This window comes from Olleya sp. KKT75, from assembly GCF_055635485.1.
On sequence record NZ_CM145759.1, the window covers coordinates 473,441 to 485,641 of the forward strand.

11 protein-coding genes are annotated in these 12,201 nt (G+C 32.2%); 6 read left to right on the top strand and 5 right to left on the bottom strand.

Features of this window, described 5'->3' with window-relative positions; translation table 11 throughout:
* Positions 1-42 precede the first annotated feature (42 nt).
* From ACZ2G2_RS02075 to ACZ2G2_RS02085, 3 genes are all read right to left on the bottom strand, one after another.
* Positions 43-558, bottom strand: a complete 516-nt coding sequence (locus ACZ2G2_RS02075) for a hypothetical protein (RefSeq protein WP_470393745.1) — start codon at positions 556-558, stop codon at positions 43-45.
* A 325-nt stretch (positions 559-883) separates the two neighbouring features.
* Positions 884-2,302: an alpha/beta hydrolase family protein gene (locus ACZ2G2_RS02080; protein ID WP_470393747.1), complete on the bottom strand. Its 1,419-nt coding sequence runs from the start codon at positions 2,300-2,302 to the stop codon at positions 884-886.
* A gap of 39 nt (positions 2,303-2,341) precedes the next feature.
* Positions 2,342-3,163, bottom strand: coding sequence for a TolB-like translocation protein (locus ACZ2G2_RS02085; RefSeq protein WP_470393748.1), 822 nt, complete (start codon positions 3,161-3,163; stop codon positions 2,342-2,344).
* Positions 3,164-3,328: 165 nt separating this feature from the next.
* Here ACZ2G2_RS02085 and ACZ2G2_RS02090 point away from each other — a divergent pair, with 165 nt between their 5' ends.
* A complete protein-coding gene (locus ACZ2G2_RS02090; protein ID WP_470393750.1) occupies positions 3,329-4,435 on the top strand; it encodes an alpha/beta hydrolase family protein in 1,107 nt (368 codons plus the stop codon).
* A gap of 113 nt (positions 4,436-4,548) precedes the next feature.
* Here ACZ2G2_RS02090 and obgE read toward each other — a convergent pair whose 3' ends face one another.
* Together obgE and ACZ2G2_RS02100 are read right to left on the bottom strand one after the other, a co-directional pair.
* Positions 4,549-5,544 carry a GTPase ObgE gene (gene obgE / locus ACZ2G2_RS02095; RefSeq protein ID WP_470393751.1) on the bottom strand — a complete coding sequence of 332 codons (996 nt, stop codon included), beginning with the start codon at positions 5,542-5,544 and terminating at the stop codon, positions 4,549-4,551.
* 77 nt (positions 5,545-5,621) lie between these two features.
* Entirely contained in the window at positions 5,622-6,737 is a 1,116-nt protein-coding gene (locus ACZ2G2_RS02100; protein ID WP_090837458.1) for an adenylate kinase, read from the bottom strand.
* Positions 6,738-6,857: 120 nt separating this feature from the next.
* Between ACZ2G2_RS02100 and ACZ2G2_RS02105 the strand changes: the two genes are divergently transcribed.
* The 5 genes from ACZ2G2_RS02105 (at position 6,858) to ACZ2G2_RS02125 (ending at position 12,112) form a co-directional block, all read left to right on the top strand.
* Complete coding sequence (locus ACZ2G2_RS02105; protein ID WP_090837459.1) at positions 6,858-8,012, top strand: 5-(carboxyamino)imidazole ribonucleotide synthase; 1,155 nt, start codon at positions 6,858-6,860, stop codon at positions 8,010-8,012.
* Between the two features lie 4 nt (positions 8,013-8,016).
* Positions 8,017-8,499, top strand: a complete 483-nt coding sequence (gene purE / locus ACZ2G2_RS02110; protein ID WP_090837461.1) for a 5-(carboxyamino)imidazole ribonucleotide mutase — start codon at positions 8,017-8,019, stop codon at positions 8,497-8,499.
* A gap of 563 nt (positions 8,500-9,062) precedes the next feature.
* The gene (locus ACZ2G2_RS02115) at positions 9,063-11,093 is read left to right on the top strand and encodes a M3 family metallopeptidase (protein WP_470393753.1); all 2,031 of its coding nucleotides are present in this window, start codon (positions 9,063-9,065) and stop codon (positions 11,091-11,093) included.
* A gap of 121 nt (positions 11,094-11,214) precedes the next feature.
* On the top strand, positions 11,215-11,718 hold the full coding sequence (locus tag ACZ2G2_RS02120) for a GbsR/MarR family transcriptional regulator (RefSeq protein ID WP_281846975.1): 504 nt from the start codon (positions 11,215-11,217) through the stop codon (positions 11,716-11,718).
* Positions 11,719-11,773: 55 nt separating this feature from the next.
* Positions 11,774-12,112, top strand: coding sequence for a hypothetical protein (locus ACZ2G2_RS02125; protein ID WP_281846974.1), 339 nt, complete (start codon positions 11,774-11,776; stop codon positions 12,110-12,112).
* The last annotated feature ends 89 nt before the right edge of the window (positions 12,113-12,201 follow it).

Consider the following 12,201-nt stretch of genomic DNA (forward strand, 5'->3'; position numbering starts at 1 on the left):
TTTTACTGCTTATTTTTTTAATCTGTTTACAGTAATATGTAATTATATAAAATTTTCTAGTTCTTTACTCATGGTCATTTCTAGCTCTAAAATCACTTTGTCTGATTTTTTAAATGCTAAGTTACCTAAAAAACCAACAATAGTTATGTAAAGAACAACACCTAAAACACCATAGACATTTGAACTAAAATAAGTTTCTAAAAAAGGAATTAGAGTTAACATCCAAAAAGCAATAAAATACATTTCATATTTTTTACGTCCAGACATATAGGTCTTAAGTTTTGCAATACTTGCTAATAAGGACATTTGTGTATAGGATTTTTGTTTTATCTCTTTTAGAGACATAAATTTATCTATATAAAAGATTTGAGCTAAAGCACCTATTAACAATAGCATTACAGATAGACTATTATCTCTAGATTTAAATGCTAACGCTAATGAAATAGTTATTAAAAGAATTGATGATAGTTTAGCCAGATTAGCCCCTATAAGCATCTTTTTAAATTTTGATAATTGTTGTTCAAATGTGTCTGTTCTGTTTGTTTTTGATGTTGTCATGGTGTATTGGTTTTAGGTTAATTATTGGTTTTAGGTTAATTATTGGTTTTAATTTAAAGCGACGTCAATGATTAATTGAACGACTGCTTTTACTAGATTGATCATAACACTGTTGTTTTTGATTGATAATTACTACTCGTTTTTTATTGATAGTATAAATATACAGCCACATTAGGCATTTAAAAGTGATAATATGACGAGTGGTAAATAGATTATGCTAAGCGGAAACAAGAGGTTTTAAGTCATAAAAAAACCTTTTAAGATTACGCTTAAAAGGCTTTTTACTAACTAATTGATTGGTTGGTTTTGATTGGTTTTGGCTGGATTACTTTAAATGTTGTGCAAAAAAACCTAACATCGCTTTGTACAATGCCACTCTATTTTCTTCATGAGAAAAGCCATGTCCTTCATCATACTTTACCATATAAGGCACCTCTATATTTCTAGCTCTCATACTTTTTACAACTTGATCAGATTCGTCTATATTAACTCTTGGATCATTAGCACCTTGAATTACAAATAATGGTTTAGTAATTTTATCGACGTGTAAAGCAGGAGACACTTCTGTCATAATCTTTTGATCATTTTCATCCTCAGTATTATACCACTGCTCATTAAATTGTGGCATGTAAGGTTTCCAATATTCTGGAAAAGACTCAAAAAAGGTAAACAGATTACTAACACCTACATAATCTATCCCACAAGTATATAAATCTGGAGTTTTAACAAGGCTACCTAAAGTTGCCAATCCGCCGTAACTTGCGCCATAAATAGCTGTTTTATTTCCATCAATAAAATCTAAGGTTTTAGCATAAGCTACAGCATCCTCTAAATCGTTAAGCATTTTTCTCCCAATTTGCTTATTTCCTTTTAAAAAGAATTCTTTTCCATAACCACCAGACCCTCTATAATTAACTTGTAAAGTAGCATACCCTCTACTTGCAAACAATTGCGTTTCTGGATTAAAACCCCAATAGTCTCTAACACCATAAGGTCCTCCGTGAGGATTTACAATTAATGGCACTCTTTGTCCCTTTTTAATATTATTTGGTATTGTGATGTAACCATAGACTTTTAAACCATCTCGAGATATAAAGTTAATAGGTCTCATTTCTGCCATATCTTCCTCATGCAGTTGTGGCATTAAATCCAATAGCTTTGTAAACGTGTCACTTTTCACGTCATAAGTATAGTATGTTCCATAAAGCTTATCTGTCTGTATAATTACCAAATACTTATCCTCGTCTTCAGTTTTATCCACAATAGAGAACACTTTATCTCCAAACTCTTTTTTGAATTTTTTATCTAGCTTTTTGTAATAATCACTTACCGGTACAATGTGTGTTTTTTCTCCTGTATAAAAATAGTAATCCACTTCATACCCTCTTTTTTTAGAACGACTAACACCACCTACATCAAAAGTTGGATTACTATACACCTTTTCTATTATTTCTTTTTTTGCTAAATCGTATAAAACTAATTCGCTTGTGTTACTCTCTAAATTGGTTAATACAAAAGCATCATGCTTATAAGGTGTATTATAATTAAAAGCTACGATAGAAAAAGAATCTTTCCAATTAGTAGTTACCACTTCATTAAAAGGTTGATCAGCTTCTGTTCTGTAATTTAACACATACTCCACTCCATTTTGCTGTTTTGTATAGCCTCTTAAATTACCATCTTTATCAAATTCATAACCCGCAATAGGTGAAGTTGCGTCTTTATTTTCAAACAGTTTTTCCATATCTCCCGTTACAATATTGATTTTGTAAGGCTCAAATATTTACTTATTATCTTTATTCATCATTATAATAACATGATCTGGTTGATCCGCCAAAAGGTTAGAAAAATTAACTTGTACATCATCAAACGGTGTTAATGCTTTTGGATTACTTCCATCAATATTAGCAGCAAATAGTTGATAGTTTTCGTTACCCCCATTATCTTTTACATAAACTAATCTATTATCATTAGCCCAACCATAACCTCTAATTAACTCCTCACCTTCTTCTATGGCAAGTGTTATCTTATCAGTTTTAGTATTTTTTACATACACATGGTTTTTCCCATTAGCGTCTTTCTCTCTGTATGAAAAGTAATTTCCTTTAGGCGAAAATTGAAAAGAGCTAGTTGCTGGATCTTCAAAATAATCTTCAGTAGAATATTTATATGTTCCATTATCAAAAACAGACAACTTATCTAAAGCATCTTTAGAAGATGGCAAAGACACATCGCCTGGTTTGGTTTTTATGGTTTTTGTTAGATTTAAAGGAAACTCCATCCCGCCTTGATAAAATATTCCATTAATAGCTTCTTTATCTAAAACACCAACATATTTAATACCGCCTTGTGTAAAAGTGATGGTTAATTGGTTATCTTCAAAAATGGTTTTATCCATAGGAATCCCTGTTGCACCTTGCGAAGGACTATCCATTGTAGATGACAACACGCCACTATCGTTTTTTACATTAAATAATAAAGGAATATCTTGACCTTGCGCAGTCAATATCCCTTTCCAAGATCCAGAAATATCTTGAGCAAATGTGCTAATGGATAGCAGTAAAGCTAAAATACTTAATACTAATTTTGTGTTTGGTTTTTTCATGATGGTTGCTTTTTATTATTAGTAGTTACCTTATTAGTAATCAATTACAGTAAATTGTTACATTTGTTTTTATAAAGATATATCCAGAATCTGCTTTTAAAATTGAAATTATGATGAGCGGTCAACTAATAATGATAAACGGAAATATCAAGTAAATCCATTAATATGAAGCCTTTAAAAAAAGTAATATCCTTATTAACGTTGTTTATTTACACGATATCTTTTGCACAAACCGAAAAACCACAAACACCAAAAGGACCATTTGATTATATAATTGAAGACGTCACGTTTGTAAATAAAGACGCGGATAGTATAACGTTAGCAGGCACATTAACACTACCAAAAGATATAAAACAACCGCCAGTTGTTATTTTAATAAATGGTTCTGGCGCACATGATAGAGATTGTACTATGATGGCTCATAAATCGTTTTGGGTTATAGCGGACTACTTAACCAATCAAGGTATTGCTGTGCTGCGCTTTGACGAACGTGGTACCGCTAAGTCCGAAGGTGATTTTAGTAAAGCAACCACTTTTGATTTAGCCAAGGATGTAGAAGCGGGTATAAACTACTTGAAATCTAGAACAGATATTGACACTTCAAAAATTGGGTTAATAGGCCATAGTGAAGGTGGGCTAATAGCACCTATCGTTGCTTCTACAAATCTTAATGTTGCCTACATTATTATGCTTGCAGGACCTGGAGTTAATGGTCAAAAAATACTACAATCGCAAAGTAAAAAGATAGCAAAACTACAAGGAGCTACCGATGAAGGTATTGCTTTTAATAATCAATTAACCACTATTGCATACCAAGCTATGTTTTCTGAAACTGAGGTTGAAAAACAAAAAATAGCTATCGAAAATACTTTAAAAGAATTTAAAATCAAATTAGAAACGGAGGATAGCCCTTTTAAAGTATATGTTAATGATTATACTATTAATCAATTAAAAACACAACTTTCTAATCCTTGGTTGCAAGCGTTTATAAAACTAGACCCTAAGCCTTATTTAGAGAAAACCAACTGTCCTATTCTTGTATTAAACGGATCAAAAGATGTACAAGTGTTACCTGAAATTAACTTGCCTGAAATTGAAAAACATCTTAAAACTGCAAATAATAAGGATGTCACGATAAAACAATTAGAAGGATATAATCACTTATTTCAAACAGCTAAAACAGGGCTTTTAAATGAATATTTTACAAACGAAGAAACCTTCTCTCCTGTTGTTTTAAAAATAATGTCAGATTGGATTAATGCTAGATTTTAGAGTAATTATTAACATTGTATAATATAGATTTTGTATCGTAGCTCAGAATAACAAATTCTATAAACACAAAAAAAGCTTCCAATAGGAAGCTTTTTTATATAATAATTGAATACTTAGTTAAGCATTTTCCAAAGCGAATCTTTCAACTCAGTTAACCCTTGTTGTGCTACACTTGATATAAACTGATAAGGTATTGGTAATACTTTATCTAATTCTTCTTTCATTTCAGCTTTAAGCTCATCATCCAACATGTCTGACTTAGAGATAGCAATCATGCGATCCTTATCTAACATTTCCGGATTATAACGTCTTAATTCATCTAACAAAATCTCATACTGAGCATTAATATCTGGTGCATCTGCCGGTATTAAAAACAGTAAGATAGAGTTACGTTCTATATGACGTAAAAAGTAGTATCCTAATCCTTTTCCTTCTGCTGCTCCTTCAATAATCCCTGGGATATCTGCCATTACAAAGGTTTGAAAATCTCTGTATTTTACAATTCCTAAGTTAGGTTTTAGTGTCGTAAACTCATAGTCAGCAATTTTTGGTTTTGCTGAAGTTACTACAGATAGTAATGTAGATTTTCCTGCATTTGGAAAACCAACTAAACCAACATCTGCTAAAACTTTAAGTTCTAAGGTTATAAAACGTTCTTCTAACGGAATACCAGGTTGCGCGTAACGTGGTGTTTGATTAGTAGGTGTTTTAAAATTCCAGTTTCCTAGACCTCCTTTACCTCCTTGAGCCACAATACGCTCTTCTCCTTCTTCAGTAATTTCAAAAAGGATTTCGTCAGTTTCAGTATCTCTTACAACAGTACCTAATGGCACATCTGCGTACATATCTTGACCGTCTTCTCCAGAACTTCTACTTTTACTTCCATGCCCACCATGTCCTGCTCTAATATGTCTTTTAAATTTTAGATGCAATAGTGTCCAAAGGTTAGAGCTTCCTCTTAATATAACGTGTCCTCCACGTCCACCATCTCCTCCATCTGGTCCACCTTTTGTAATAAATTTTTCGCGATGTAAATGCACAGATCCTTTTCCTCCGTTACCAGAAGAGACGTGCATTTTTACGTAGTCTACAAAATTTCCCTCAGTCATAATTTAGTTAAAAAGTTAAAACGTTAACAGGTAAAAGTTTTCACTTATACTTATTAACTCAAACAAACATGTTTGTATTACAATTTGTCAATTACAGTGTTTAAGCGTTTAGTAATATCTTCAATACTACCAATACCATCTACTCCAAAATATTTATTTTGTGCTGCGTAGTAGTCTTTTAAAATTGCAGTTTCGTTATAATAAACTTTAATTCTATTTCTAATAATAGATTCGTCAGAGTCATCTTTTCTTCCACTAGTTTTCCCACGTTCTAATAAACGTTGTACTAATACCTCATCTTCAACTTCTAAAGCAACCATTGCGCTAACTTCAGAATCTTTAGCAGTCATGATTTTATCTAATGCTTTAGCCTGTGTTTCGTTTCTTGGAAAACCATCAAAAATAAACCCTTTTGCCCCAGCATTACGTTCTACCTCTGCTTCTAGCATATCGATAGTAACTTGGTCTGGCACTAAATGTCCTTTATCCATGTAAGATTTAGCTAATGTTCCTAAAGCCGTCTGATTTTTGATATTATATCTAAAGACATCTCCTGTAGATATGTGTACTAAATCATACTTCTCTTTTAAAAAATTTGCTTGAGTTCCTTTTCCTGCACCTGGAGGTCCAAATAGCACTAAATTAGTCATGTGTTGTGTGGTTTTTAATTGATATACTGCTGGTAAGTCCCTTCCTAATCCATCATAGTCTAATCCGTAGCCTACAATAAATTTATTAGGTATTTCTATACCAACATAATGCAACTTAAAATCTTTTTTGTAAGCTTCTGGCTTATAAAATAAGGTTGCTATTAATAATTGTTTTACGTTTTCGTTTTCAAAAATGCGGTGTACTTCAACCAACGTGTTACCAGTATCTATAATATCCTCTAAAATAACTACGGTACGTCCGGTCAAATCTTGCGTTAAACCTATTAAGCGCTGAATATCTTCTGTAGATTTCACGCCTTCATAAGACGCTAATTTAATAAATGTAACCTCACAAGGTTTTGGATATTTTTTTACAAAATCACTAACCAACATAAACGATCCGTTTAAAATCCCAATAAACACTGGTACTTCGTCTCCTAAATCGTTAGCCACTTGATTAGCCATTCTTGTTACTGCATCATCTAATTCTGTTTCAGAAATAAATGGCTTAAACTGTTTGTCGTGAAGCGTAATAGTTTGCATTTTATAAATTTAAAGCGCAAATATACGCATTTGTGACTGCTTTACAGATATTTGAATTCGATTTTTAGGCACTGTTTTGGTTTTAAAATGTATTTTTGTAGCTAACACGTTTTATCACTAATGAATTATTTTTCTTCTGACTTTAAATTAGGTATTTTAGGTGGTGGCCAATTAGGCAAAATGCTACTTTATAATACAAGAAAATTTGATATACAAACTTATGTTTTAGACCCAAGTAATGAAGCGCCAAGTCGCATGGCTTGCAACGTTTTTGAACAAGGTGATTTAATGGATTTTGATACCGTTTATAAATTTGGCAAACAGGTAGATGTCTTAACTATCGAAATTGAGAATGTTAATGTTGCTGCTCTAGAAAAACTAGAAAACGAAGGAACAAAAGTATATCCATCATCAAAAACATTACGTCGTATCCAAAATAAAGCAACTCAAAAATTATTTTACCAAGATCATAATTTACCAACAGCACCATTTAGCAGATTTGCTTATGCGTCAGAAATTGAAGACGCTATTGATAATGGAGGCGTAACCTTACCATTTGTTTGGAAAGCAGCACAATTTGGTTATGATGGTAATGGTGTTAAGATAGTACGCTCTCTTGCGGATTTAAAAGATTTGCCTAAAGGCGAATGTATAGCAGAGCAATTAATACCTTTTAAAAACGAATTAGCAGTTATTGTATCAAGAAGCGCTACCGGAGAAACAAAAACCTACCCTGTGGTAGAGATGGAATTTCATCCAGAAGCTAATCAAGTAGAATACGTTATTTGTCCTGCAAGAATTAGTGAAGACGTCGCTAAAAAAGCACAAGAAGTTGCACTAAAAGCATCTCAAGCTTTTGACCATGTTGGTGTATTAGCAGTCGAGTTATTTCAAACGGAAGACGATAAAATATTAATTAACGAAGTTGCTCCAAGACCACATAATTCTGGGCACCAAACTATAGAGGCTAGTTACACCTCTCAATTTGAACAGCACATACGTGCTATTTTAGGCTTACCACTTGGTAAGACTGATAATAAAGTTGCTAGTGTCATGGTTAATTTAGTTGGAGCAGAAGGTTATACAGGGCAAGTACATTATAAAAACATAGAGTCTATAATGGCTATGGATGGTGTTACACCGCATATTTATGGTAAAAAAGAAACACGTCCTTTTAGAAAAATGGGACATGTTACTATTGTGGATCAAGATTTAAGTACAGCACGTCAAATTGCTGAAGAAGTAAAAAAGAGTATTAAAGTAATAAGTTTATAACACAATGAACAAAGTAGCAGTAATAATGGGAAGCAATAGCGATATGCCAGTCATGCAAGACGCTATAGATATTTTAAAAGAATTTAAAATTGAAATTGAAGTTGATATTGTTTCGGCACATCGTACTCCAGAAAAATTATTTGACTTTAGTAAAAATGCTCATAAAAGAGGTATTAAGGTAATTATTGCAGGAGCCGGAGGTGCAGCACATTTACCAGGTATGGTAGCTTCATTAAGTCCTTTACCAATTATTGGTGTCCCTGTAAAAAGCAGCAACTCTATTGACGGGTGGGACTCAGTATTATCCATACTTCAAATGCCAGGAGGTGTTCCTGTAGCAACAGTGGCTTTAAACGGAGCAAAAAACGCAGGTATATTAGCTACTCAAATTATTGGAGCTTCTGATCCAGCGGTATTGGATCAAGTTATTGCTTATAAAGAGGGTTTAAAATTAAAAGTAGAACAAGCTGCAAAAGATATTAAATAGCTAAAAACAGAAAACCCCAACTAGGTTGGGGTTTTCAATCGCTATTAATCTTTTTATATATGAGGTAAATAAACCCACACCAAAAAAACTTATATCAAAGGTCTTCTTAATCCTTCTGTTTTGACAATTAACAAGTCAATTTTTCAACGTTTTCGGTAAAATGCAAAAATAAACGTTTAAAGGCGAAAATTAAATAAAATAAAAAAGCCCCAAAATAAATTTGAGGCTTCCATCGCTATTATTTTTCTAGTCAATGTGTATAAAACACATATCAAAAAAACAGATACAAAAATGTCACTTTTATTAAAATAACAACATATTTGTTGAGAAACATTTTTTCTTTTAGATTAAAGGAGATAATATTAAGACGAGTAGCAGAAAAACATGAAAATAAGCAAAAAAAAGCCTCAGAAGAATCTGAGGCTTTTTATCGCTATTAATCAATAATTTTTAAGTGAGTAACCAGCTCACGGGAAAAAATCAAGGCAAAAATAGACATTTATATAATTAAAACGCAATTAAAACAGTAATTTTAACATCAAATATTTTATTTCACCATTATAATGAATATACTACTAAATACTTTCGATACTAAATACAACACGGCTCCTTTTGAATCTATAAAAAATAAAGACTATAAACCAGCCATTTTAAAACTTATTGAAGAGGCTAAAAAAGATATTGACGCCATAGTAAATAATACAGCTGTCCCAACGTTTGAAAACACCATTGAAGCGTTAGAGTTTTCTGGACAACAACTAGAACGTGTTACTAGTATATTCTTCAATCTAAACTCAGCTGAAACTAATGACGAGATTCAGAAGATAGCACAAGACATCTCTCCTATTCTAACAGAGTTTGGAAATGACATTACATTAAATCAAGCGTTGTTTACAAAAGTTAAAACGGTTTTTGACTCTAAAGACAGTTTAGATTTAACAACAGAACAAAATACATTATTAGATAAAAAATACAAAAGCTTTTCCAGAAACGGTGCAAACTTATCTGAAGACAAAAAACTAAAATTAAGAGCTATTGACAAACAGTTAGCTAGTCTTAAATTAAAGTTTGGAGAGAACTTATTAGCAGAGACTAATGCTTTTGAAATGCTACTAACCAAAGAAGAGGAAGTCTCTGGTTTACCTGAAGGCGCAAAAGAAGCTGCTAAGCAACTAGCAGAAAGCAAAGACAAAGACGGTTGGCTAATAACATTAGACTACCCAAGCTACATACCTTTTATGACGTATGCTGACCGTAGAGATCTACGCGAAAAATTAGCAAAAGCTTCAGGAGCTAAAGGTTTTAAAAATGATGCTTTGGATAACCAAAGTAATGTATTAGATATTGCAAGATTACGTTTTGAACGTGCTAATCTTCTTGGGTATAAAACGCATTCGCACTTTGTATTAGAAGAGCGCATGGCAGAAACGCCAGAAAAAGTAAACTCATTTTTACAGGACTTATTAGTAAAAGCTAAGCCAGCTGCTGAACGTGAGTTTGCCGAATTAGAAAATTTCGCAAAAGAACTTGATAATATTGATCAATTAGAAAAATGGGATTCAGCTTACTACTCTGAAAAATTAAAACAAAAACTATTTAATTTAGATGACGAGCAACTTAAGCCTTACTTTAAATTAGAGAATGTTATTGATGGTGCTTTCCAAGTGGCTACCAAATTATTTGGACTTCAATTCAAAAAAATTGACACCATAGATAAGTATCATGAAGATGTTATGACCTATGAAGTTCTAGATGAGAACAATGATTTAGTCTCAATATTCTACGCTGATTTTTTCCCTAGAGCAGGAAAACGAAATGGTGCATGGATGACTTCTTACAAGCCTCAATTTATTAAAGATGGTATTAATGAAAGACCACACATCTCTAATGTCTGTAACTTTACAAAACCAACTAAAAGCAAACCATCCTTATTAACGTTTAATGAAGTAACTACTTTGTTTCATGAGTTTGGTCATGGATTACATGGTATGCTTGCAAATACTACTTACCCAAGCTTATCTGGAACAAGTGTATTTTGGGATTTTGTAGAGCTACCAAGTCAAGTGTTAGAAAACTGGTGTTATGAAAAAGAAGCTTTGGAGTTATTTGCAAAACACTATGAAACTGGAGAAGTGATCCCTATGGATTTAGTTGCAAAAATTAAAGAGAGCGCGACGTTCCAAGAAGGGATGCAAACCTTAAGACAGTTAAGCTTTGGTCTTTTAGACATGAGCTGGCATGGTATAAATCCATCTGATATTACAGATGTAAAAACACACGAATACAAAACGTTTAAAGACACTAACTTATATCCTGACGTAAAAGAAAATTGTATGAGCACTGCTTTTGCACACATCTTTCAAGGCGGATACTCTTCTGGGTATTATAGCTATAAATGGGCGGAAGTTTTAGATGCTGACGCATTTGACTATTTTAAAGAAGAAGGTATTTTTAATAAAGACGTAGCAAAAAAATTCAAGGACAACGTGTTGTCTCAAGGCGGTACAGAAAACCCAATGATATTATACAAACGTTTTAGAGGTCAAGAACCAAAACCTGAAGCGTTATTAAAACGTGCTGGACTGATTAAATAATCCATATTTAAACTAAACAAATCAAGCCATTCTTAATTAAGTTAAGAGTGGCTTTTTTAATTAAACTAATTAAACTTTCAATAATTACTGAAAGTTTAAAAATAAGTTATATATTTGTAACATGGAATATCAAGAAGCAAAAGATAAATTTATTAGTACTTGGGGAAGTTTAGGTTCTTTATGGGGAATAAACAAAGCTATGGCACAAATACAAGCGCTTCTTTTTATATCCACTAAACCATTATCTATGGAGGAGATCATGGAGGATTTAAAAATCTCTAGAGGTAATACAAGTATGAATCTAAGACAATTAATGGATTGGGGTATTGTTACCAAAACATTAGTTGCTGGAGAGCGTAAAGAGTTTTTTACTACTGAAAAAGACGTGCAAGAATTAGCAAGAATTATTGCGGTAGAACGTAGCAGAAGAGAAATAAAACCTGTAGTAAAAGTACTAAGCGATGTGTCTAGTATTGCAGATGATGGTACAGCCAAAACTCAAGAATTAATTAAACAAACCAAAGCACTTCACGAGTTAACCGAAACTATGGACGTGATGATAAATAAATTGGTAAATCAAAAACAAAACTGGATTACTAAATCTTTACTTAAACTATTCAAATAAAAAAATTTACATTAAACTTTCAGTAATTTCTGAAAGTTTAATAAAAACTATAACTATGAGAAATTTACTATCTTTTAATCTAATCACTTATTTATTTGTCATTTTACTATTCTTAATAGAAATAGTATACGGTGCACTTGCACAATTAGTGCTAGGAATAATACAACTAATTATAGCAATATATCTACAAACTAAATCATACCAATACTCCAAAGCAAACAAAAAACTACTAAGTTACTATTGGATACAAATTGCAATTTGGCTTATCTCTTATGTCGTATTTGCAAACCTGTTAACTCTAAAAGATTACAACGCTATTTTTCTATTAATAATCCCTATGTGTATTGGACTGTACTTGGTGTTTGTTAATTACCAAATCTCAAAAGAGTCCTAAGGTTAATTTCAAGATTATGAAAAACATATATCAAGTCAATTATTGGTCAGTCTTAATAACTATATTACTTAGCTTAACCTTTTGGGGCG